The sequence below is a fragment of the Nonomuraea sp. NPDC049637 genome, assembly GCF_040675235.1.
In the GTDB taxonomy this organism is placed as follows: Bacteria; Actinomycetota; Actinomycetes; order Streptosporangiales; family Streptosporangiaceae; genus Nonomuraea.
On sequence record NZ_JBFAOM010000015.1, the window covers coordinates 1 to 22,440 of the forward strand.

Genomic DNA, 22,440 nt, shown 5'->3' on the forward strand with positions numbered 1-22,440 from the left:
CGGTTACATTCCGAACCCGGAAGTTAAGCTTCTCTGCGCCGATGGTACTGCACTCGGGAGGGTGTGGGAGAGTAGGTCACCGCCGGACAATCTTTCGAAGAAGCCCCACACGGTTCATGTGGGGCTTCTTCGCGTTCACGGGCATGGCAACACGAACAGGGCCACCCCCAGCAGCCGGGGTGGCCCTTTTTTGCGTTCGGGGACCAGTGGGTCAGACGCGCTGCCACAAGGCCGGCACGTTGGGTGGTTCCCAGCCGGCCATTGACGTGTGCCCCTGCAGGCACCGGTACGTCGACCCGCCGTAGGTCACCTGGTCACCCGCCTGGTAGGTCACCCCAACCTTCCAGGTTCCGCCGCCCGGAGACGGGCTAGTCGTGGGCGTGGGAGTGGGAGTCTGTGTGGGTGGCACTCCCTGGACGTTGAGCACGAAGTCGAACGTCGCTTCCTTCCCCGAGCCGACGGGGCGGACGTTCATGAGCAGTCTCGGGTCGTAGATGGTGTCGGTGTTGTTGCGCGGCTCGCCCGGGAAGTAGAGCTGCGTGGTGAGGATCCCGCGGCCCGGAGCCTGCGCCTTGACGTGGATGTGCCGCGTACGACCGGGGTACAGGCCGGGCACGATGGTGGTGAGCTTGAAGGCCCCCTGGGCGTTCGTGTACTGGTGCCCACGGAAGTTGTACGTGACGTTGTCGTAGTTGCCGTTGGCGTCGGCCTGCCAGAAGTCGAGCAGGACGTTCGCCAGTGGCTGACACGACAGTCCGAACACGTATCCGCTCACCGTCAGCGGGGTTCCCGAACCGGGGAGGGTCGAGCGCTGGGGGGAGTTGGGCTTGAAGTAGGGGCCCTCGGTCTGCGAGATCGTGAGATCGTCACCGTCGTCGCAGAACGGGGTGGGCTCAAGCTGCTGGCCGGTTCCGGCCATGGTGCGGGCCAGGGCCGGCACCTCGCCGATCAGGAACGGGACCGGTGTCGCTATGAGAGCCGCCTTGAACAGCGCCTTTCTGGTGATTCCGCGCTGCCTTTCCTCGCGAGTGTTCTCGCCTTCCACGATGGCCTCCTTGAAAGCGCCTGCTGGGGGGTAGAGCAGGCTGTTCTCCAAGGTGGCACCCTGCGGCGGAGGTGAGTACCCTCTAATTTTCTATACGATTCACGATATGTTTGTCCCGCGTCCAGACCGCTACGCGTGGTCAGTAGGGTTGAGGGGTGGATTATCGTGCGGTTGAACGTGCCATCCTGGAGCGGGGCGTCGAGTGGGACTTCGAGCCGACGCTCGACAGGATCGCTGCGCTTATGGATTTGCTCGGCTCGCCTCAGCGGGCGTACCCGGTCATACACATCGCCGGCACCAACGGCAAGACGACCACGGCGCGGCTGACCGAGGCGCTGCTTCGGGAGCGCAATCTCAGGGTGGGCCGGTTCACCAGCCCGCACCTGGTCACCGTGCGCGAGCGCATCACGGTCGACGGTGAGCCGCTGAGCGAGGAGCGCTTCGCCGAGGTCTACGAGGAGATCGCGCCCTACGTCGAGCTGGCCGACGCGCAGGGGCACCGGCGCATCCAGTTCTTCGAGCTGCTGACGGCCATGGCGTTCGCGGCGTTCGCCGACACGCCGGTCGACGTCGCGGTCATCGAGGCCGGCATGGGCGGGTCGTGGGACGCGACGAACGTCGCCGACGGCCTGGTGTCGGTCATCACGCCCATCTCCCTCGATCACATGGATCGTCTGGGTCCTGACATCCCGAGCATCGCCGGGGAGAAGGCCGGGATCATCAAGCCGGGCGCCACGACCGTGCTCGCTCAGCAGGAGCTGGCCGCGGCCGAGGTGCTGATGCGTCGCGCGGCCGAGGTCGGCGCGGTGGTGGCGCGGGAGGGGCTGGAGTTCGGCGTGCTCGGCCGGGAGATCGCGATGGGCGGGCAATTGCTCACCCTGCGCGGGCTCAAGGGCGTCTACGACGAGATCTACCTGCCGCTCTACGGCAGCTACCAGGCCAGCAACGCGGTGTGCGCGCTGGCCGCCGTCGAGGCGCTGACCGGTGGCGACGATCCGCTCGACGCCGACCTGGTGCGCCAGGCGTTCGCCCAGGCGGCCTCGCCCGGCCGGATGGAGGTCGTACGGCGCACGCCCACGGTGGTGATCGACGCGGCGCACAACCCCGGCGGGCTGGAGGCGAGCCTGGAGGCGCTGCACGAGGCCTTCGACTTCGCCAAGGTGATCGGCGTGGTCGCCGTCATGCGCGACAAGGACGTCGAGACCCTGCTGGAGCTGCTGGAGCCGATGCTCGACGAGATCGTGGTGACGCGTAACTCCTCACCCAGGTCGTTGTCGGCGCAGGAGCTCGCCGCGCTGGCCGTGCCGCTGTTCGGCGAGGACCGCGTGCACGTCGTCGAGCGGCTCGACGAGGCCCTCGACAGGGGCATCGGCATCGCGGACGCCGAGGGCGAGTTCAGCGGGACCGGGGTGTTCATCACCGGTTCGGTGGTGACGGCCGGAGATGCCCGGCATCTGCTCAAAGCGGATGGTGTGAGATGAACTTCGAGGTGACACCGGGCATGCGCAGGCTCGGTGCGAGCGTGCTCGGCATGGAGGCCATCGTGGCCGGGCTCATCACGCCGGTGGCGATCACCGTGGGCGGCGTGGCCCCCGCGCTCGCCGTCACGGTGGGCATCGGGCTGCTGGTGTTGTGCGTGGTCGCCGCGGGCCTGCTCAAACGGCCCTTCGGGTACGTCATGGGCAGTGTCATCCAGGTGCTGGCCATCGCCACGGGCTTCCTCGTGCCGACCATGTTCTTCCTCGGCGCGATCTTCGCGGCGCTGTGGATCACCGCGATTATCGTAGCTCGCCGTGTCGAGGGCGTGACTTCCCGCTAAAGTCGGCCTACATGGCCGTCCCCCCGATTCAACGGTCGCCGCATCCGGCTGGCCTCAGACATTCCTGGCTGCTCGACGTGGTTCTCGGGCTGCTCGTCCTCGTGGCGTTGCCGCTGGCGATCGTCGCGATACCCAACACGCTGTCCGTGGTCGCCGACCTGCTGCCGGGTGACTTCGACCAGATCGGGCTGAGCCGTACGCACGGGCTGGCGCTGCCCGCCCTGATGCTGACGGTGCCGCTCGCGGCCGTCGCGTTGCGGCGGATGAAGGTGGCCCACGTGCTGGTCGCGGGGCTCGCCCTGGTGGCGGTGGCCGACGCGGCGGGCGGCTACGCGGCCTCCGAGCTGGTCGTCGGCGTCGTACGCGTGCTGCGCGGCGTCGGCGGCGGCCTGATAGTGCCGGCCACGCTGGTGGCGGTCTGGGACCGTACGCCCGCGCTGCGCGGCCTGTGGGCCGGGGTGTTGTGCGTCAGCCTGCTGGAGGCTCAGGCGTTCGCGCTCTGGCCGCTGGTCGACGTGACGAGCTGGAAGGTCACGCTGCAGCCGTACCCGATGGTCACCGGGGTCGCGCTGGCGCTGGCGGCGGCGTACCTGCTGGTCTGGAGGCTCGCCGGGCGGCGGCCCGCGCCCGCGCCGGACGCCAGGGAGCGCAGCTGGCTGCTGCTCGCGGCCGTGCCCGCGGCGGGCATCGCGGTCGTGGCGGTCAGCACGGCGAGCGCGGGGTGGGGCGTCGTCCCGGTGCTCCTGCTGGCGGGGGTGGCGATCGCCGGGCTGCTGGCGCTCGGCTCGATCGGCCGGGCGGAGGGCCGCACGCACGCGTACACGATGGTGGCCGTCGGGGTGGTGCTGCTGCCGAGCACGGCGCAGGTCACGCTGGTGGAGATGGGCGGTCTGGGCGGGCCGGGGCTGCGCGGGCTGTGGACGCCGTTCGGGGTGGCGGCGGTGCTCGCGGTCGTCGCCGGGGTGGGCGTGCGCATGTTCGCCAAGGGCGCGGGGCGGCTCGCGGTGCCGCTCGGGCTGCTGGCGATGGTGGTCGGCCTGTGCTCGGTGCGGCTGGTCGTCCCGTCGGCCGACGGGCTGGTGCTGGCGGTGCCGTTCACGCTGCTCGCGGTGGGGGCGACCGTGGCGGTCACGGCCACGCTCGGCGAGATCGGGATCGGGGCGGCGGCGTTCGGGTTGTCGCTGGGCGTCGCCGGGGTGCTGGCGGGCTATCTGCTGGGCACCGGCGTGCAGATGTGGATGCTGGAGGGGGTCGGGTCACGCCAGGAGCTGGTCGACAGCTTCGTGGGCGCGTTGCACTGGTGGGCGTTGGTCGGCGGGTTCCTGCTGGTGGGCGTGATCGTGCTGGCGGCGGTGATGGGGCGGCGGCCGTCCCGGGAGGAGGAGCCGCCGTCCGGCGGGGAGCCGGCGGAGGTCGCGGTCTCGGTCGGGGCCGGCCGCGAGCGCGGGGCGGCGCGGGAGCCGGTCACGACGTGGGGCTCGATCGCTCCCGAGGGTTCGCCCGCGCCGGAGGAGGACGATCCGGACGAGCCCGTGCCCGCCGTGCCGCCGCAGGCGCCCTCGCCGGAGGACGGCGAGCGGTCCTGAAGTCCTCGCCCGCGCGGGTCATGCCTGTGGCGCCGAGGGTGTGGGCGCGGACGGTAAGCTGAGCGACGGCTATGGCGACGCGAGGGCCGTGTCCCGCGGAGCGCCCTCGTGGTCAGGCCAGGCGCCCGTAGCCGCGACCCGAATCTGTTCAAAGGAGAACCACACGTGTCCGAGCGCACTCTTGTCCTGATCAAGCCCGACGGGGTGAAGCGTGGCCTCATCGGTGACGTGATCGCCCGCGTGGAGCGCAAGGGCCTCAAGGTCGTGGCGATGGACCTGCGCACCCTCGACGCCGACACCGCCAAGGCGCACTACGCCGAGCACGCCGAGAAGCCGTTCTTCGGCGAACTGGTCGACTTCATCACGTCGGCGCCGCTCGTGGCCATGGTCCTTGAGGGCCCGCGCGCCATCGAGGCCTTCCGCGCGCTGGCCGGCGCCACCGACCCGGTCAAGTCCGCCCCTGGCACCATCCGCGGCGACCACGCCCTGGAGATCGGCGAGAACGTCGTCCACGGCTCCGACTCGCCCGAGTCCGCAGCCAGGGAGATCAAGATCTTCTTCCCCGACCGCTTCTAGCAGTCAGCTCCACCCGCGCGCCCGCCGGCTTCACGCCGTGCGGGCGCGTCTTTTTGTCGGCGGCACGTTGTAGCGTTCACCGAGTCTGGCAGGCGTGGGCGCAGTTGATCCGGTCGTGTGGGTGCAATTCGGGCAAAATCCAGGTTGAGGTAGGGGCTGGAGATTTTTGTGGAGCGCGAGGGCTCATTGCGCTCACTGGTGGGTACGTCACGTTACGATTCGAATTCGATCCGTAGTCATTCGCGAACGACGATACGGAGGGCTCCGTTCCCCATGGGCAGCAAGCTCGCGTTTCTCGGCCGTGACATGGCGGTCGATCTGGGCACCGCCAACACGTTGGTATACGTGCGTGGCCGGGGCATCGTGCTCAATGAGCCGTCAGTCGTAGCGATCAACACCACCACAGGCAAGATCGTGGCGGTGGGCATCGAGGCAAAGCGAATGATCGGTCGTACGCCCGGCAACATCGTCGCGGTCCGCCCGCTGAAGGACGGCGTGATCGCCGACTTCGACGTCACCGAACGGATGTTGCGCTACTTCATCCAACGAGTGCACAGACGACGCCATTTCGCCAAGCCGCGCATCATCATCGCCGTGCCGAGCGGCATCACCAGCGTCGAGCAGCGCGCGGTGAAAGAAGCCGGGTACCAGGCCGGCGCAAGGAAGGTCTACATCGTCGAGGAGCCGATGGCCGCCGCCATCGGGGCCGGGCTGCCGGTGCACGAGCCCACCGGGAACATGGTGGTCGACATCGGCGGCGGCACCACCGAGGTGGCCATCATCTCGATGGGCGGCGTGGTCACCAGCCAGTCGATCAGGATCGGCGGCGACGAGCTCGACCAGGCGGTGATCACGTTCGCCAAGAAGGAGTTCTCGCTGATGCTCGGCGAGCGCACCGCCGAGGAGATCAAGATGGCGATCGGGTCGGCCTGCCCCAACGGCGAGGAGACGCACGCCGAGGTGCGGGGGCGCGACCTGATCAGCGGGCTGCCCAAGACGATCATCGTGTCGAGCGAGGAGATCCGCAAGGCGACCGAGGAGCCGGTCAACGCGATCGTCGACGCGGTGAAGACCACCCTCGACAAGTGCCCGCCGGAGCTGTCGGGCGACATCATGGACCGCGGCATCGCCCTGACCGGCGGCGGTGCCCTGCTCAAGGGCCTCGACGAGCGGGTCAAGGCCGAGACCGGCATGCCCGTCCACCTGGTGGAGAACGCCCTCGACTCGGTCGCCATCGGCTCGGGCAAGTGCGCCGAGGAGTTCGAGGCCCTGCAGCAGGTGCTCGTTCCGGAGTCGCGGCACTGATGAGAGATTCGCGCCGGGCCCGGCTGATCCTGGGAGTGCTGCTGATGGCGGCGCTGGTCGTCCTGACCATCGACCATCGTGCGGGCGACAGCTCACCGCTGCGTCCGCTGCGCTCGGCGGGGTCCTGGGTGTTCGGCGCGGCCGAGCGGTTCGGCGGGGGCGTGGTGCGTCCCGTCGGCGGCTTCCTGCACGCCCTGGCCAGCGCGCCCAGCGCGCAGCGGCACATCGAGCAACTGCAGGAGGAGAACGCCAGGCTGCGGGCCGGGCTGTCCTCCAGCACGCTCGACGCCACCCGCTCGGCGGAGCTGAAGAAGCTGCTCGGCCTCTCCGGCACCGGCGGCTACAAGGTGGTCACGGCCAACGTGGTGGCCAGGCGCGGGCAGCCGGGGTTCGAGGACAGCGTGCAGATCGACGTGGGCACCGGTGACGGGGTGCGTCCCGACATGACGGTGCTCAACGGTGACGGGCTGGTCGGCCGGGTCATCCACGCCTCGTCGGCCACCTCCACGGTGGTGCTGCTCAGCGACCCCGCCTCGGCCGCCGGGGGGCGGCTGGAGGGCGGCCAGGAGATCGGCGTGGTGCACGGGGTGGGCGAGAACGGGCGGCTCGTGCAGTTCCGGCTGCTCGACTCGACGGCGCCGATGGAGCGGGGCGGGCGCATCGTCAGCTTCGGCTCCAAGAACGGGCGGCCGTACGTGCCGGGGGTGCCGATCGGGGTGATCGAACGCGTGGAGTCGACGCCGGGGGAGCTGACCCGGATCGCCTACGCCAGGCCGTTCGCCGACCTGACGGCGCTCGACGTGGTCGGGGTGGTGGTCGAAGGGCCCAAGCGGGATCCGCGTGACGCGGTGCTGCCGGTCAAGGAGGGGGCGCGGTGATCGGCGACGGCACGGCCTCCGGCGAGGTCGCTGCTGGTGTGGTGATCGGGGGATGAGAAGCGTGCTGCTTTCGGCGGGGACGGAGGCGCGGTGATCGGGGCGATGGTCGTGGTGCTGGCGTTGCTGGCACAGGTCATGCTGGTCAACCGGCTGCCGTTGCCGGCGGGCGGCGCGCCTGACCTGGTGCTGCTGGCGGTGGTGGGCATGGCGCTCGAGCGCGGGCCGGTGGCGGGGGCGATGGTCGGATTCTTCTCGGGGCTGCTGGTGGACCTGGTGCCGCCGACGGCCCATCTGATGGGCCAGTACGCGTTCGTGCTGGCCGTGGTCGGTTATGTGGCGGGGCGCGGCGCGGGCGGGCCGGCTACGACCGTCGTGTTGTGCGTGCTGATCGCGCCGTTGGTGGCCGTGGGGGTGGCCGGGCTGCTGTCCGATCCGCGGGTGTCGCTGGCGACGCTCACCCAGCAGGTGCCCGTCACCGTCCTCTACACGCTCATCGTGGCGCCGGTGGTGATCTGGCTGGCCACCCGGGGGAGACAGCCGAGGTACTCGACATGATCCGCATGCGTACCAGGTTGCTGGTGCTGCACGTCCTGGTGGTGCTGCTGCTCGTCGTGCTGGCCGTACGGCTGTGGCAGGTGCAGGTCGTGCGTGGCCAGGAGTTCGTGACCAGGGCGATGGAGACCAGGACGCGCACGGTCATCGTGCCCGCGGTGCGGGGGCAGATCCTCGACTCGTCGGGGCGTCCGCTGGTGCGCAACCGCACGGCCCTGGTCGTGTCCGTCGACCGGACGAAGCTGAACAGGATGCCGGGCGGGGGGATGAGCGTGCTGCGCAGGCTCTCCTCGGTGCTCGACCGGCCGGTCAAGGACCTGCGGCAGCGCATCACGCCCTGCGGGCCGGGGGTGGGCAAGCCGTGCTGGACGGGGTCGCCGTACCAGCCGGTTCCGCTGGACGAGAAGGTGGACACGCGCGAGGCGCTGCAGATCCTGGAGCGGCAGGAGGAGTTCCCGGGGGTGACCGCGGAGATCCACTCCGTCCGGCAGTACCCGGGCGGCCGGGCCGGGGCGCAGATGCTGGGTTACCTGCAGCCGGTGACCGAGGCGGAGCTGGAGAAGCGCGAGGGACTCAAGGCCAGCTTCTCCGGTGTCGACCTGGCGGGGCGCGACGGCATCGAGTACGTCTACGACGACGCGCTGCGTGGCAAGTCGGGGCTGCGCAGGGTGCAGGTCGACCGGATGGGCAAGGCCCTCGGGGTCGAGGAGCAGGTGCCGCCGGTCGCCGGCGACCACCTGGTGACCAGCATCGACGCGCGGGTGCAGGCGGTGACGGAGAAGGCGCTCGCCCACGCGATGAAGAACGCGCCCGGGGCCGACGGCGGCGCCGCGGTGGTGCTCGACGCGCGTTCCGGGCGGGTGGTGTCGGTGGCCAGCGCGCCGGGGTACGACCCGGAGATCTGGGCCGGTGGCATCTCGGCCAAGGGATACCAGTGGCTGTTGTCGGACAAGTCGGGTAAGCCGCTGGTGTCGCGGGCGATCAACGGGCAGTTCGCGCCCGGTTCGACGTTCAAGGTGTCGTCGGTGTCGGCGATGTTGCGGGCCGGGTATCCACTCAACGGCACGTACGACTGCCCGGGGGCCTACATGGTGGGCGACCGGTCCTTCAGCAACTTCCGGGGGATCGGCCTCGGGCAGATGAACCTGCACACGGCGCTCGTTAAGTCGTGCGACACGATCTTCTACCGGGCGGCGTACGAGCAGTACCTCAAGGACGGCGGGCGCAACCCGAAGAAGCGCACGAAGGAGGTGTTCGCCAACACGGCCAGGGCCTTCGGCTTCGGCCGGCCGACCGGGGTCGACCTGCCGGGCGAGTCCTCCGGGCGCATCCCCGACCGGGCCTGGAAGAAGGACCTGTGGAACCGCACCAGCGCCACGAGCTGCGAGCGGTCGCGCAAGGGATATCCGGAGGAGAAGGACCGGGCGCGGGCCGAGTTCCTCAAACGCCTGGCGCTGGAGAACTGCACCGAGGGCTTCCTGCTGCGGCCCGGTGACTCGGCCAACTTCGCCATCGGGCAGGGCGACGTCCTGGTGACGCCGATGCAGCTCGCGCGGGCGTACATGGCGCTGGTGAGCGACGGCAAGGTCCGCAGCCCGCGCATCGGGTGGGCGCAGGTGAGGCCCGACGGCAAGGTGGTCAAGACCATCGACGTGCCGGTGGTCGGCAAGCTGCCGATCAGCGACAAGGAGCGTAACTACATCAAGAACGCGCTGAGCCAGGTGCCCTCCGACGGCACCGCGGCGGGGGCGTTCACCGGCTTCCCGATGGACAAGGTGCGCATCGGCGGCAAGACCGGTACCGCGGAGGTGTGGGGCAAGAAGGACACCTCGTGGTTCGCGTCGTTCGCGCCCACCAACAATCCGCAGTTCGTGGTGGTCGTCATGGTGTCGCAGGGTGGCATGGGCGCCTCGACCGCGGCGCCGGCCGCACGCGAGATCTACGAGGGCATCTACGGCTTCAAGGGGGAGCCGGCCGCCGTGCCCGGCGGAAGACTCCCGACCAAGCTGCCGAAGTTCGCGCCCGACGGGACGGTGATCCACCAATGAACCGCGCCGTGGCCGCGCGGCGGCCCTCGCTCATCCAGCGGGCGATCGGCGAGCACTCGGTGGTGCGCCGCATGGACGGGCTGATGCTGGTCGCGGTGGCCGGGCTGTGCCTGATCGGCACCCTGCTGGTGTGGTCCTCGACCCGCACGTGGGCGCCCGGCGCCACCGGGCTGGTCAAGAAACACCTGCTCAACGAGGTCATCGGCGTGACCCTGTGCGCCGTGGTGGCGATGGTCGACCATCGGGCGATGCGGGCGTACGCGCCGCTGGTGTTCCTGGTGTCGCTGGTGGGCCTGGCGCTGGTGATCACCCCGCTGGGCGCGACGATCAACGGGTCGCACTCGTGGATCCTGCTCGGCGGCGGGTTCGCGGTGCAGCCGTCGGAGTTCGCCAAGGTCGGGCTGCTGCTGATCATCGCGATGCTGCTGGCCCAGCCCGCCGAGGGCAGCGACCGGCCGCGGGGCCTGGACATCACGCTGGCCCTGGTCGCGGCGGGCATCACGATGGGGCTGGTGATGTTGCAGCCCGACCTCGGCACGGCGCTCGTGCTCGCCGTGATCACGGCCGCGGGGCTGGTGATCGGGGGCGTGCGCAAACGGTGGATCGTCGGGCTGGTGCTCGTGGCGGCGGCCGGGGTGTTCTGCGTGTTCTGGTTCAACCTGCTGGAGCCGTACCAGGTGGCGCGGTTCACCGCGTTCGTCGATCCGAAGGTCGATCCGCGCGGGGTGGGCTACAACAGCACGCAGTCGCTGATCGCGATCGGTTCCGGGCAACTGCTGGGCAAGGGGCTCTTCGGCGGCGGGCAGACGACCGGCCGGTTCGTGCCCGAGCAGCACACCGACTTCATCTTCACGGTGGCGGGGGAGGAGTTCGGGTTCATCGGGTCGGTCACCGTGGTGCTGCTGCTCGGCGTGGTGCTGCTGCGCGGGCTGAAGGTCGCAAGGCACTGCGACGACCGGTTCGGCACGCTGGTCGCGGGCATGATCGTGTGCTGGTTCGCGTTCCAGACGTTCATCAACGTCGGGATGACGATCGGGATCATGCCGATCACCGGCCTGCCGCTGCCTTTCGTGTCCTATGGCGGTACTGCCACGTTCGCGAACCTCATGGCGGTAGGGCTGCTTCTGGCCATCAGAGTGCGGCGGCAGTCGTTCAACTGAGCGCGTAACGGGGGCCGTCCGCCGGTGGGCCGGATTTGTCACCGTCCGCGCGCCGCTACCCTGGACGGTATGCCTGTCGAGTCGATATTCCACCGCCTGGAAGCGCTGCTGCCCAAGGTGCAGAAGCCCATCCAGTACGTCGGGGGTGAGCTCAACTCGACCGTCAAGGACTGGGACTCCGCCGACGTGCGGTGGGCGCTGATGTACCCGGACGCCTACGAGGTCGGGCTGCCCAACCAGGGCGTGGCGATCCTCTACGAGATCCTCAACGAGCTGCCCCGCACGCTGGCCGAGCGCACCTACGCGGTCTGGCCGGACCTGGAGGCCCTCATGCGGGCCGAGGGCGTGCCGCAGTTCACCGTCGACGCCCACCGGCCGGTGCGCGCCTTCGACGTGCTCGGCCTGTCGTTCTCGACGGAGCTGGGCTACACCAACATGCTGACCGCGCTCGATCTCGCCGGGATCCCGCTCAACGCGGCCGACCGGGGCGAGGACGACCCGATCGTGCTCGCCGGCGGTCACGCGGCCTTCAACCCCGAGCCGATCGCCGACTTCCTCGACGCGGCCGTGCTCGGCGACGGCGAGCAGATCTCGATCGCCATCTCCGAGGTCATCCGCGAGTGGAAGGCCGAGGGGCGTCCCGGCGGGCGCGACGAGCTGCTGATGCGGCTCGCCGAGTCCGGCGGCGTCTACGTGCCGAAGTTCTACGACGTCGACTACCACCCCGACGGGCGCATCAAGCGGGTCGCGCCCAACAGATCCGAGGTGCCGTGGCGGGTGCACAAGCACACCGTGATGGACCTCGACGAGTGGCCCTATCCGAAGAAGCCGCTGGTGCCGCTGGCCGAGACGGTGCACGAGCGGTTCAGCGTGGAGATCTTCCGCGGCTGCACGCGCGGCTGCCGCTTCTGCCAGGCGGGCATGATCACCCGTCCGGTGCGGGAGCGTTCGATCACCACGATCGGCGCCATGGTCGACAACGGCATCAAGGAGTCCGGCTTCAACGAGGTCGGCCTGCTGTCGTTGTCCTCGGCCGACCACTCCGAGATCGGCGAGGTCGCCAAGGGCCTGGCCGACCGCTACGAGGGCACCAACACCTCGCTGTCCCTGCCCTCGACCCGGGTCGACGCGTTCAACATCGACCTGGCCAACGAGTTCTCCAGGAACGGCAGGCGCTCGGGTCTCACGTTCGCCCCCGAGGGCGGCTCCGAGCGCATGCGCAAGGTGATCAACAAGATGGTCTCCGAGGAAGACCTCATCCGCACGGTCACCACCGCGTACTCGCAGGGCTGGCGGCAGGTGAAGCTCTACTTCATGTGCGGCCTGCCCACCGAGCAGGACGAAGACGTGCTCGGCATCGCCGACCTGGCCAAGAAGGTCATCCAGGCGGGCCGTGAGGCGACCGGCAGCCGCGACATCCGCTGCACCGTCTCCATCGGCGGGTTCGTGCCCAAGCCGCACACCCCGTTCCAGTGGGCCGGGCAGGCCGACCACGAGACCGTCGACCGGCGGCTCAAGGCGCTGCGCGACTCGCTGCGCGGCGACAAGCAGTACGGCCGGGCCATCGGCTTCCGCTACCACGACGGCAAACCGTCCATCGTGGAGGGCCTGCTCTCGCGCGGCGACCGCAGGGTCGGCGCGGTGATCAGGGCCGTCTGGGAGGCCGGCGGCAGGTTCGACGGGTGGAGCGAGCACTTCTCCTACGACAGATGGATGCAGGCCGCGGAGAAGGCCGGCGTCGACGTCGACTGGTACACCACGCGTGAGCGGGCCGAGAACGAGGTCCTTCCGTGGGACCACCTCGACGCCGGTCTCGACCGTGAATGGCTCTGGCAGGACTGGCAGGAGGCCGTGTCCGGCGGCGAGGTCGAAGACTGCCGCTGGACTCCGTGCTACGACTGCGGGGTCTGCCCGACCATGGGCACCGAGATCCAGATAGGCCCGACAGGACGCAAGCTCCTTCCTCTCACAGTGGTCTAGCGCGCTCAGTGGGCGAGCCGTGTCACGGCGTACACGTACACGTGTCGCGGCGGCTTATCCTGGGAGAAGGAACTCTTACAAGGGAAGGACGCAAAGCTCTGAAACCTGTTCCCGACGGGCCTCCGCCCGCGCCTACGGTGCAGCGCCTTCGTGTGCGTTACGCCAAGCGCGGACGTCTGCGCTTCACCAGTCACCGCGACATCTCGCGGGCCGTCGAGAGGGCGGTCCGCCGTGCCGGCATTCCGGTGGCCTTCAGCGCGGGCTTCTCGCCCCATCCGAAGATCTCCTACGCGGGCGCAGCGCCGACCGGCGTCGCCAGCGAGGCCGAATACCTCGAGATCGGTGTCACCAGGCTGTGCGACCCCGAGCAGGTCAAGTCCAGCCTGGACGCGTCACTGCCGCCCGGTCTCGACGTGCTCGACGTCGTGCAGGCCGGCCCAGGGGGGCTGGCCGACCGCCTGGAGGTCTCCGACTGGGAGGTACGCCTGCCCGGGGCCGATCGCGAGCTCGCCGAGACGGCGGTGGAGAAGTTCCTCGCGGCGGGCACCGTGGAGGTCGAGCGCCTCACCAAGAAGGGCCCCCGGCGTTTCGACGCGCGGGAGGCCGTCCTGGGGCTCGTGGTGTCCGAGGGAACAGACAGAACCGCAGCTCAGGTGCCAGGACAGACGTGTGTCATACTGCGCATGGTTGTTCGGCACATGACGCCTGCCGTTCGACCCGATGATGTGCTCACAGGGCTGCGCCTTGTGGCCGACTTCGCGCCGCCGGTTCCCCCCGAGGTGACCAGGCTGGCGCAGGGGCCGCTCGACGCCGGTACCGGTGCGCTTGCCGACCCGCTCGGCCTTGACCGCGATACGACGCGCGGCGGCGAGGCGGGACCGGCGGGTGAGCACGTCGTCGGCTAAGGAGGTGCCCTGCGCGAGCGGGGCGCCACCGCTGACAGGACTTGGCGCCCGCGCCTCCCTTCCGGGGGCGGGGGCGGACAACGAGACACGAGGGCTCCTGCGCGGCGCGGCGACGCGCCCGGGAGCTGACGGGAGAGCGCCCGCATGCTCGACAACGAGCCCAACGCCGGGGCCACTGGCCCTGACGGGGAGACAACTGAACAGCCCAAGGTGACCAGGCGTCGCCGCTCCGCGAGCCGCCCGGCGGGTCCTCCGCCGGAGCTGCCGGAGGAGCCGGCCGCCACCGCCCCGATCACCGTCGCGGCCGCCCAGGCCGCGCCGTCGGTTGCCGACGTGCAACCGGTGCAGACCAACGCCGTGCAGCGTGCTGCCGGAGAGCCCGCGCCCGACGCCGGGCGTGGCCGGAGAACCAGGGCCCGCGCGGCGGCGCCCGAAGCGCCGGCAAGCCCGGCCGGAGCCGCCGAGGGTGGCCCGGCGGGCGTTCAGGCACAGCCCGGCGCGCCCGAGAGCGCCGTGGCTGGAGCCGGTGCGCCGCAGGGCGCCTCCGCCCCGGCCGGCGCGCCCGAAGGTGCCGTGACCGGGGCCGGCGCGCCTGGTGGTGCCGGGGCCGGCGCGCCTGAGGGGCCGGCGCCGCAGCAGGCTGAGAGCCCTGCCGCCTCGCAGGCCGGCACGTCGGCAGAGCCTGTCGTGGAGCCCGCTGTGGAGCCCGTCGTGGCGCCGGTCGTCGAGCGGCGGGAGGCCGCCGGGCAGGTGGCCGGTGCGGCCGAGCCGGTCGTGGCGCCGGTGGTGCAGAGTCCGGGCGCGCCGGAGGCCGAGAGCCCCGCGTACGCGGGTGGCCCGGCCGGTGCCGGCGAGGTGGCCGGTGTGGTCGAGGCCGCCGTGGCCGACGCCGTGGTGGAAGCCGCCGACGTTCCCGAGGAGAAGCCCAAGAGGGCCACGCGCACGCGGTCCACCGCGACCACGACGCGCCGCCGTACGACGAAGAAGGCCGAGCCGGAGGTCGCGGGAGCGCTCCCGGAGGAGGAGGCCGAGGCGCCCAAGCGGCGGCGTACGCGGAAGAAGGCCGAAGAGGTCGTCGTCGAGGCGCCGGCGGGCGCCGACGTCGAGGTCGTCGCGACGCCCTCCGACGTCGAGGTGGCCGTCACCGTGCCCGAGGCCGCCGAGGCGGCCGACGAGGACATCCTGGAGATCCTGCCCGAGGACGAGCCGCTCGACGACGAGCCCGCCGGCGAGGACCTCGACGAGGACGTCGACCGGCCGAGCCTGCTCGCCGACCCCTTCGGGCTGAGCGCGCGCAGGCACGACGAGCCTGGCACGGCGTTCCAGCGTCCGGCGGCCATCTTTGCGCCGCTGTTCCAGGCCCCCGACCCCACCCAGGGCAAGCCCGCCGTGATCCGGCGGCCCGAGCCCGAGCCGGAGCCCGAGGAGATCGAGGAGCTGGTCGACGAGACCCTCGTCGAGGACGAGGGCGACATCGACACCTCCGATGAGCAGGAGGAGGAGGGCGGCGGCCGCCGCCGCCGGCGCCGTCGTGGCGGCCGGGGCCGCGGCAAGGCCCGCGAGCGTGACGAGGAGGAAGGCGAGGAAGGCGACGAGGAGGAAGGCGAGGACGCCGGCGAGGAGGCCCAGGAGGAAGAGGCCGTCGGCTCGCGTCGCCGTCGCCGTCGTCGCCGCCGCGGCACCGAGGAGACCCTGGAGCCCTCCACCGACGACCCGCCGAACACCGTGGTGCGCATCCGCGCGCCGCGCTCCGGCCGCGCCGCCTCCCTGGAGACGGCCACCGACGGCGTGCAGAGCGTGCGCGGCTCGACCCGTCTGGAGGCTAAGAAGCAGCGTCGCCGCGAGGGGCGCGAGCTCGGCCGCAGGCGTCCGCCGATCATCACGGAGTCGGAGTTCCTGGCCCGCCGTGAGTCCGTCGACCGCATGATGGTGGTGCGCCGCCAGGGCGACCGTACGCAGATCGCGGTCCTGGAGGACGGCGTGCTCGTCGAGCACTACGTCAACCGCGAGGCCAGCCAGTCCTACGTCGGCAACGTCTACCTGGGCAAGGTCCAGAACGTGCTGCCGTCGATGGAGGCCGCGTTCGTGGACATCGGCAAGGGCCGCAACGCCGTCCTGTACGCCGGTGAGGTGAACTTCGACACCGCCGGGCTGGAGGGCCAGCCCAAGCGCATCGAGTCGGCGCTGAAGTCCGGCCAGTCGGTGCTGGTGCAGGTCACCAAGGACCCGATCGGCCACAAGGGCGCCCGGCTCACCTCGCAGATCAGCCTGCCCGGCCGTTACCTGGTGTACGTCCCGGACGGGTCGATGACCGGCATCAGCCGCAAGCTGCCCGACAAGGAGCGCACCCGGCTCAAGAGCATCCTGAAGAAGGTCATGCCGGAGAACGCCGGTGTGATCGTCCGCACCGCGGCCGAGGGCGCCTCCGAGGACGAGCTGGCCCGCGACGTGGCCCGGCTGTCGGCCCAGTGGGAGAACATCCAGAAGAAGGCCAAGTCGGCCAGCCCGCCCGAGCTGCTGTCGGCCGAGCCCGACCTGACCATCCGGGTCGTCCGCGACGTGTTCAACGAGGACTTCACCTCGCTGGTCGTGCAGGGCGACGACGCCTGGGACACCGTCGACGACTACGTCAAGTACGTCGCGCCGCACCTGGCCGAGCGCCTGTCGCGCTGGGACACCGGGCAGGGCGACGTGTTCGAGTCGTACCGGATCGACGAGCAGCTGGGCAAGGCGCTGGAGCGCAAGGTGTGGCTGCCGAGCGGCGGCTCGCTGGTGATCGACCGTACCGAGGCGATGACCGTCGTCGACGTCAACACCGGCAAGTTCACCGGGCAGGGCGGCAACCTCGAGGAGACCGTCACCAGGAACAACCTGGAGGCGGCCGAGGAGATCGTGCGCCAGCTGCGGCTGCGGGACATCGGCGGCATCATCGTCATCGACTTCATCGACATGGTGCTGGAGTCCAACCGCGACCTCGTGCTGCGGCGGCTGCTGGAGTGCCTGGCGCGCGACAGGACCAAGCACCAGGTCGCCGAGGTGACCTCCCTGGGCCTGGTGCAGATGACGCGTAAGCGGGTCGGTCAGGGGCTGCTGGAGGCGTTCTCGACGGCCTGCGAGTGCTGCAACGGGCGCGGGCTGATCGTCTCGACCGAGCCGGTGGAGACGAAGCCGGAGCCGCGCGGCACGCAGGGCAAGATGGCGATCGAGAAGGCGGTCTCGGACAAGGTTTCCGCGGCCAAGGACTCCGCCAGCCGTGATACCGTGACCGGTGCGCTTGATGACGTCCCGGCTGAGGACGACCAGGCCAGCCAGACTTCCGGCAGAGGGCGGCGACGCTCCCGCCGAGCCAAGTCCGCCGAGTAGCCTCGGCAGGCTTCCGACGATCCGTCCGGTTCGCCTAGGGCACCGTTAAGCGGTACCCTGGTGAATCGGTGCGTCAGGTGACGTGCCCTGTTGGCGCGCTTACTCGGTTCGTCGGTTTGAGACAGGCCGAATGATAGGCGCAGCATTCGGCGGCCGCCTCGATGCGGGGCGGCTGAGGGCAACAGCGAGTCAGTAGAAGGGTTCCGCGGTGTACGCGATCGTTCGTTGCGGCGGCAGGCAGCAGAAGGTCTCCGTCGGTGACGTCCTCGAGGTGGACAAGGTCGCCGGCGAGGTCGGCTCTTCGGTTACGCTGCCGACGGTGCTCGTCGTCAACGACGGCGATGTGACCACCGAGGCCGGCAAGTTCACGGTCAGCGCCGAGATCCTCGGCGAGACCAAGGGCCCGAAGATCCGCATTCTCAAGTACAAGAACAAGACCGGTTACAAGAAGCGCCAGGGTCACCGTCAGCGGTACACCCAGGTGAAGATCACCGGTATCGACCAGGCCTGATCGGGAGTTTGAGAGATGGCACACAAGAAGGGCGCGTCGTCCACCCGGAACGGCCGTGACTCCAACGCTCAGCGCCTGGGCGTCAAGCGCTTCGGCGGCCAGCTGGTGAACGCGGGCGAGATCATCGTTCGTCAGCGCGGCACCCACTTCCACCCCGGCGACAACGTCGGCCGCGGTGGCGATGACACGCTGTTCGCGCTGGCCGCCGGCCACGTGCAGTTCGGCGTCAAGCGCGGTCGTCGCGCCGTCAGCATCGTTCCCGTCGCGGAGTAATCAGCTTCGCTTCGGTGTTGCTTCAAGGGGTGGATCGCCTGTCGATCCACCCCTTAGGCGTTTTCTGGGGGCCCTGCGGGGGCGCCATGTTGTGATTGATCTTGTATGCCCTGGTGGGCTTGATGGAGGAGAGCTGGATGCCGGACTTCGTGGACCAGGTGGTCCTGCACGTCAAGGCCGGTGACGGAGGGAACGGGTGCGCCTCCATCCACCGGGAGAAGTTCAAGCCGCTCGGCGGCCCCGACGGGGGGAACGGCGGCCGTGGCGGCGACGTGATCCTTGAGGTCGATCCCAACACCGCGACCCTGCTGGACTACCACCGCCGTCCCCACCGCAAGGCCGACAACGGCAAGCAGGGGCAGGGCTCCAACCGCGACGGCGCCAACGGCGACGACGTGATCCTCGCCGTCCCGAACGGGACCGTGGTGAAGGACGCCAACACGGGTGAGGTGCTGGTGGACCTCGTGGGGGCCGGCACCCGGTACGTGATCGCGCAGGGCGGTCACGGCGGGCTCGGGAACGCCGCGCTGGCCACGTCCCGGCGGAAGGCGCCCGGGTTCGCGCTGCTGGGGGAGCCCGGTGACGGGCTCGACGTCATGCTGGAGCTCAAGAGCGTCGCCGACGTGGCGCTGGTCGGGTTCCCCAGCGCCGGCAAGTCGTCGCTGATCGCGGCGCTGAGCGCGGCCAAGCCGAAGATCGCGGACTATCCGTTCACCACCCTCATCCCGAACCTGGGGGTCGTGACGGCCGGCGAGAACGTGTTCACGGTCGCCGACGTGCCCGGGCTGATCCCGGGGGCCTCGCAGGGCAAGGGGCTCGGGCACGAGTTCCTGCGCCATGTCGAGCGCTGCGACATGCTCGTGCACGTCATCGACTGCGCGACCATGGAGCCGGGGCGCGACCCCGTCACCGACTACGAGGTGATCGAGGCCGAGCTGCGGGCGTACGGGAAGCTCGAGGACCGGCCGCGGATGATCGTGCTGAACAAGGCCGACGTGCCCGACGCGCGGGAGCTGGCCGACCTGGTCAGGGCCGAGTTCGAGGAGCGGGGGCTGCAGGTCTTCGTCATCTCGGCGGCCACGCACGACGGGTTGCGGGAGCTCACGTACGCGATGGGCGAGTGGGTGGCGGCGGCCAGGGCCAACAAGCCGGTCGAGGAGCCGACCCGACTGGTGATCAGGCCCAAGCAGCTCGGTGAGGCCGGGTTCAAGGTGCGGCGGGTGAACGAGAACCTGTTCCAGGTCACCGGGGAGAAGCCGGAGCGGTGGATCCGGCAGACCGACTTCAGCAACGACGAGGCCGTCGGGTACCTGGCCGACCGGCTCGAACGGCTCGGCGTGGAGGAGGAGCTGGTCAAGGCGGGCGCCAAGGCGGGGGCCGAGGTGGTCATCGGGCCGATGGAGGGCGGGTACGTCTTCGACTGGCAGCCGACGCTCAGCGCCGAGTCGGTGCGTCAGGGGCCGCGCGGCTCGGACAACCGCCTGGGCTGACGGCTGCCGAGGGTGACGGTCGTCTTGGCGTGTCTGCCGTGTGGCGTGTCTGCCGTATGGCATGTCTGCCGTGTGGCGTGGCCGCTGGCTGGTGACCGTCGTTTGAGGTGACCCTCATTCGAGGTGACCGCCGGCTGGTGACCGTCCTACGGGGGTGACCCTCATTCGAGGTGACGGTCGGCTGGTGACGTCCCATGGGGTGAACCCAGTCGGTGGGGGCGTCGTGAACGGGCCCGCCGGTGGTTCTTGCGGCGGGTCCGTTGTGGTTCCACGGGGGTGAAGCGGCCGGTGGTGGTGGTCGTGTGGGCTGGGATCGCCGCCGTTCCATGAGGGCAGGGCTTGCGGCGGCGGTCGCGCGTCGGGGGCGCTGTGGTTCCACAGGGGGCCGCAGGGGGCTGTTGGGGCTTCTCGGGGTGCAGGTTCTGGAGGCGGGCGTCGCGCGGGGGCTGTCGCCGTTCTGTTGCGGTTCTGCGGGGGGTGAACGGGGGACGGGGGTGGGGGTGGGGCGCGGATAGGCTGTCAGGCGTGCGGGAACAGATCAGCTCAGCGTCGAAGGTCGTCGTCAAGGTCGGCTCCTCCTCGCTCACCACCCCCCAGGGCATGATCGACGTCGACCGGGTCGACGCCTTGGTCGACGTCCTGGCGGCGCGGCGGCGTGCCGGGGCGCAGATCGTGCTGGTGTCGTCGGGAGCGATCGCGGCGGGTCTCGGCCCGCTGGGGTTGTCGGCGCGGCCACGCGACCTGGCCACCCAGCAGGCGGCGGCCTCCGTCGGCCAGGGGGTGCTGGTCGCGCGCTACACCTCGTCCTTCGCCCGGTACGGCCTGCGCGTCGGCCAGGTGCTGCTGACCGCCGACGACATGATGCGCCGCGCCCACCACGCCAACGCCCAGCGCACCCTGGCCCGGCTGCTGGAGCTGGGCATCGTGCCGATCGTCAACGAGAACGACACGGTCGCGACCGACGAGATCAGGTTCGGCGACAACGACCGGCTCGCCGCGCTGGTCTCCCACCTGATCCACGCCGACGCGCTGGTGCTGCTGTCCGACGTCGACGCCCTCTACGACGGCCCGCCGAGCCGGCCCGGCTCGCGCCGGCTGGCCGAGGTGCGCGGCCCCGAGGACCTGGTCGGCGTCGAGCTGGGCAGGAACGGCGCGGCGGTCGGCACCGGCGGCATGGTGACCAAGGTCCAGGCGGCCAGGATCGCGACGGGCGCGGGCGTGCCGGTCGTGCTCACCGCCGCCGCCCACGCCGCCCAGGCGCTCACCGGGGCCGACATCGGCACCTACTTCCACCCCGGCGGCCGTCACCCCGGCACACGGCTGCTGTGGCTCGCCCACGCCACCACCGGGCGCGGCCGGCTGCACCTCGACCAGGGGGCGGTCGAGGCGATCGTGGGCCGGCGCAAGTCGCTGCTGCCCGCCGGCGTGACGTCCGTGGAGGGCGAGTTCGCCGCGGGCGACCCGGTCGACCTGTGCGGGCCGCAGGGCGGCGTGGTGGCGCGCGGCCTGGTCAACTTCGACGCCGTGGAGATCCCGGGGCTGCTCGGCCGCTCCACGAAGGAGCTGGCCAGCGCGCTCGGTCCGGAATATGAACGCGAGCTGATCCACCGCGACGACATCGTCATACTGGAAACCCGTCACCAGTGAGGAGCACGCGATGTCCGAGGAGTTCCTGAAGGTCGCCCGCGCGGCACGAGAGGCCGCCGCCGAGCTGGCCCCGCTGCCGCGGGCGCCCAAGGACCGGGCGTTGCGGGTGATCGCCGACGCCCTGGTCGCGCACGCGGCCGAGATCGTCGAGGCCAACGCCGAAGACGTCGAGCGGGCGCGCGCCCAGGGCACGTCCGAGGCGATGATCGACCGGCTGCGGCTCGACGAGGCCAGGATCGAGGCCATCGCCGAGGCCGTGCGGCAGGTGGCCGACCTGCCCGACCCGGTCGGTGAGGTCGTCCGGGGCAGCACGCTGCCCAACGGGCTGGAGCTGCGGCAGCTCAGGGTGCCGCTGGGCGTGATCGGCATCATCTACGAGGGGCGTCCCAACGTCACGGTCGACGCCGCCGCGCTCTGCCTCAAGAGCGGCAACGCGGTGCTGCTCAGAGGCTCGTCGAGCGCCTACTCGTCCAACACGGCGCTGGTGCGGATCATGCAGGACGCGCTCGCGGGCACGCAGGTGCCGGCCGGGGCGGTGCAGCTGGTGCCCGGTACGACGCGGGAGTCGGTCAAGGAGCTGATGCGCGCCCGCGGGCTGGTAGACGTGCTGATCCCGCGCGGCGGCGCGGCGCTGATCAACTCGGTGGTCGAGGAGTCCACGGTCCCGGTGATCGAGACCGGCGTCGGCAACTGCCACGTCTACGTCGACGCGGAGGCCGATCTCGACCTGGCCGTGCAGATCCTGGTCAACTCCAAGGCGCAGCGGCCGTCGGTGTGCAACGCGGCCGAGACGTTCCTCGTCCACGAGGGGGTCGCCGACGCGTTCGTGCCGAGGGCGCTGCGGGCGCTGGCCGAGGCCGGGGTGACGGTCCACGGCGACGAGCGCATCGCCGGTTACGGCGAGGTCGTGCCGGCCACCGACGACGACTTCGCCGCCGAATACCTGTCGCTCGACATCGCCGCCGCCGTCGTCGGCTCGCTGGAGGAGGCCGTGGCCCACATCCGGCGCTACGGCTCCGGGCACACCGACGCGATCGTCACCCGGTCGCAGCCGGCCGCCCGCCGCTTCGTCTCGCTCGTGGACTCCGCGGCCGTGGCGGTGAACGCCTCGACCAGGTTCACCGACGGCGGCGAGTTCGGGTTCGGCGCGGAGATCGGCATTTCCACGCAGAAGCTGCACGCGCGTGGCCCGATGGGCCTGCCGGAGCTGACCTCCACCAAGTGGATCTATACGGGAGAAGGGCATCTGCGCACGTCAGAAGGCACCGTGGTGCCCGGACCGGCTTGCGGTTAGTCGGCGTG

The 22,440-nt window shown here is 70.7% G+C and carries 18 protein-coding genes and 1 rRNA gene; 18 read left to right on the plus strand and 1 reads right to left on the minus strand.

Annotated features, from left to right (window positions below; all coding sequences use genetic code 11):
- Positions 1-88: ribosomal RNA gene (rrf, locus tag AB0J71_RS21565) — 5S ribosomal RNA — on the plus strand; the annotation flags it as partial.
- Positions 89-211: 123 nt separating this feature from the next.
- Here the strand turns inward: rrf and AB0J71_RS21570 are convergent.
- Entirely contained in the window at positions 212-1,045 is an 834-nt protein-coding gene (locus tag AB0J71_RS21570) for a carbohydrate-binding protein (RefSeq protein WP_352328449.1), read from the minus strand.
- A 155-nt stretch (positions 1,046-1,200) separates the two neighbouring features.
- Between AB0J71_RS21570 and AB0J71_RS21575 the strand changes: the two genes are divergently transcribed.
- The 17 genes from AB0J71_RS21575 (at position 1,201) to AB0J71_RS21655 (ending at position 22,432) form a co-directional block, all read left to right on the plus strand.
- Positions 1,201-2,526 carry a folylpolyglutamate synthase/dihydrofolate synthase family protein gene (locus AB0J71_RS21575; RefSeq protein WP_352328450.1) on the plus strand — a complete coding sequence of 442 codons (1,326 nt, stop codon included), beginning with the start codon at positions 1,201-1,203 and terminating at the stop codon, positions 2,524-2,526.
- Entirely contained in the window at positions 2,523-2,864 is a 342-nt protein-coding gene (locus tag AB0J71_RS21580; protein WP_364415668.1) for a DUF4233 domain-containing protein, read from the plus strand. Before AB0J71_RS21575 ends, AB0J71_RS21580 begins: the two co-directional genes overlap by 4 nt.
- 11 nt (positions 2,865-2,875) lie before the next feature.
- Positions 2,876-4,450, plus strand: coding sequence for a hypothetical protein (locus AB0J71_RS21585; protein WP_364415670.1), 1,575 nt, complete (start codon positions 2,876-2,878; stop codon positions 4,448-4,450).
- A 165-nt stretch (positions 4,451-4,615) separates the two neighbouring features.
- Positions 4,616-5,026, plus strand: coding sequence for a nucleoside-diphosphate kinase (gene ndk / locus AB0J71_RS21590; RefSeq protein WP_352328453.1), 411 nt, complete (start codon positions 4,616-4,618; stop codon positions 5,024-5,026).
- A 273-nt stretch (positions 5,027-5,299) separates the two neighbouring features.
- A complete protein-coding gene (locus tag AB0J71_RS21595) occupies positions 5,300-6,331 on the plus strand; it encodes a rod shape-determining protein (protein WP_352328454.1) in 1,032 nt (343 codons plus the stop codon).
- Positions 6,331-7,209 carry a rod shape-determining protein MreC gene (mreC, locus tag AB0J71_RS21600; RefSeq protein WP_352328455.1) on the plus strand — a complete coding sequence of 293 codons (879 nt, stop codon included), beginning with the start codon at positions 6,331-6,333 and terminating at the stop codon, positions 7,207-7,209. The genes AB0J71_RS21595 and mreC overlap by 1 nt, the downstream gene beginning before the upstream one ends.
- Positions 7,210-7,299: 90 nt before the next feature.
- Positions 7,300-7,764, plus strand: a complete 465-nt coding sequence (gene mreD, locus AB0J71_RS21605) for a rod shape-determining protein MreD (RefSeq protein WP_352328456.1) — start codon at positions 7,300-7,302, stop codon at positions 7,762-7,764.
- A complete protein-coding gene (gene mrdA, locus AB0J71_RS21610) occupies positions 7,761-9,809 on the plus strand; it encodes a penicillin-binding protein 2 (protein ID WP_364393154.1) in 2,049 nt (682 codons plus the stop codon). The genes mreD and mrdA overlap by 4 nt, the downstream gene beginning before the upstream one ends.
- A complete protein-coding gene (rodA, locus tag AB0J71_RS21615) occupies positions 9,806-10,969 on the plus strand; it encodes a rod shape-determining protein RodA (protein WP_352329260.1) in 1,164 nt (387 codons plus the stop codon). The genes mrdA and rodA overlap by 4 nt, the downstream gene beginning before the upstream one ends.
- A gap of 69 nt (positions 10,970-11,038) precedes the next feature.
- On the plus strand, positions 11,039-12,949 hold the full coding sequence (locus AB0J71_RS21620; RefSeq protein ID WP_352329261.1) for a TIGR03960 family B12-binding radical SAM protein: 1,911 nt from the start codon (positions 11,039-11,041) through the stop codon (positions 12,947-12,949).
- A gap of 152 nt (positions 12,950-13,101) precedes the next feature.
- Positions 13,102-13,854: a TIGR03936 family radical SAM-associated protein gene (locus AB0J71_RS21625; RefSeq protein WP_352329263.1), complete on the plus strand. Its 753-nt coding sequence runs from the start codon at positions 13,102-13,104 to the stop codon at positions 13,852-13,854.
- A gap of 699 nt (positions 13,855-14,553) precedes the next feature.
- Complete coding sequence (locus AB0J71_RS21630; RefSeq protein WP_364415672.1) at positions 14,554-17,217, plus strand: Rne/Rng family ribonuclease; 2,664 nt, start codon at positions 14,554-14,556, stop codon at positions 17,215-17,217.
- A gap of 208 nt (positions 17,218-17,425) precedes the next feature.
- Positions 17,426-17,728: a 50S ribosomal protein L21 gene (gene rplU, locus AB0J71_RS21635; RefSeq protein ID WP_055506260.1), complete on the plus strand. Its 303-nt coding sequence runs from the start codon at positions 17,426-17,428 to the stop codon at positions 17,726-17,728.
- A 15-nt stretch (positions 17,729-17,743) separates the two neighbouring features.
- Positions 17,744-18,001: a 50S ribosomal protein L27 gene (rpmA, locus tag AB0J71_RS21640; RefSeq protein WP_012893687.1), complete on the plus strand. Its 258-nt coding sequence runs from the start codon at positions 17,744-17,746 to the stop codon at positions 17,999-18,001.
- 137 nt (positions 18,002-18,138) lie between these two features.
- Positions 18,139-19,491, plus strand: a complete 1,353-nt coding sequence (obgE, locus tag AB0J71_RS21645) for a GTPase ObgE (protein ID WP_352325647.1) — start codon at positions 18,139-18,141, stop codon at positions 19,489-19,491.
- Positions 19,492-20,007: 516 nt separating this feature from the next.
- Complete coding sequence (gene proB, locus AB0J71_RS21650) at positions 20,008-21,138, plus strand: glutamate 5-kinase (RefSeq protein ID WP_352325650.1); 1,131 nt, start codon at positions 20,008-20,010, stop codon at positions 21,136-21,138.
- Between the two features lie 10 nt (positions 21,139-21,148).
- Positions 21,149-22,432: a glutamate-5-semialdehyde dehydrogenase gene (locus tag AB0J71_RS21655; RefSeq protein WP_352325646.1), complete on the plus strand. Its 1,284-nt coding sequence runs from the start codon at positions 21,149-21,151 to the stop codon at positions 22,430-22,432.
- Positions 22,433-22,440 lie beyond the last annotated feature (8 nt).

Excerpts from the sequence above, each read along its gene's own strand:
- mreC (WP_352328455.1), top strand. The coding sequence starts at position 6,331 with ATGAGAGATTCGCGCCGGGCCCGGCTGATCCTGGGAGTGCTGCTGATG.
- obgE (WP_352325647.1), top strand. The coding sequence starts at position 18,139 with ATGCCGGACTTCGTGGACCAGGTGGTCCTGCACGTCAAGGCCGGTGAC.
- AB0J71_RS21580 (WP_364415668.1), top strand. The coding sequence starts at position 2,523 with ATGAACTTCGAGGTGACACCGGGCATGCGCAGGCTCGGTGCGAGCGTG.
- mrdA (WP_364393154.1), top strand. The coding sequence starts at position 7,761 with ATGATCCGCATGCGTACCAGGTTGCTGGTGCTGCACGTCCTGGTGGTG.
- rodA (WP_352329260.1), top strand. The coding sequence starts at position 9,806 with ATGAACCGCGCCGTGGCCGCGCGGCGGCCCTCGCTCATCCAGCGGGCG.
- AB0J71_RS21585 (WP_364415670.1), top strand. The coding sequence starts at position 2,876 with ATGGCCGTCCCCCCGATTCAACGGTCGCCGCATCCGGCTGGCCTCAGA.
- rpmA (WP_012893687.1), top strand. The coding sequence starts at position 17,744 with ATGGCACACAAGAAGGGCGCGTCGTCCACCCGGAACGGCCGTGACTCC.
- AB0J71_RS21620 (WP_352329261.1), top strand. The coding sequence starts at position 11,039 with ATGCCTGTCGAGTCGATATTCCACCGCCTGGAAGCGCTGCTGCCCAAG.
- AB0J71_RS21655 (WP_352325646.1), top strand. The coding sequence starts at position 21,149 with ATGTCCGAGGAGTTCCTGAAGGTCGCCCGCGCGGCACGAGAGGCCGCC.
- AB0J71_RS21595 (WP_352328454.1), top strand. The coding sequence starts at position 5,300 with ATGGGCAGCAAGCTCGCGTTTCTCGGCCGTGACATGGCGGTCGATCTG.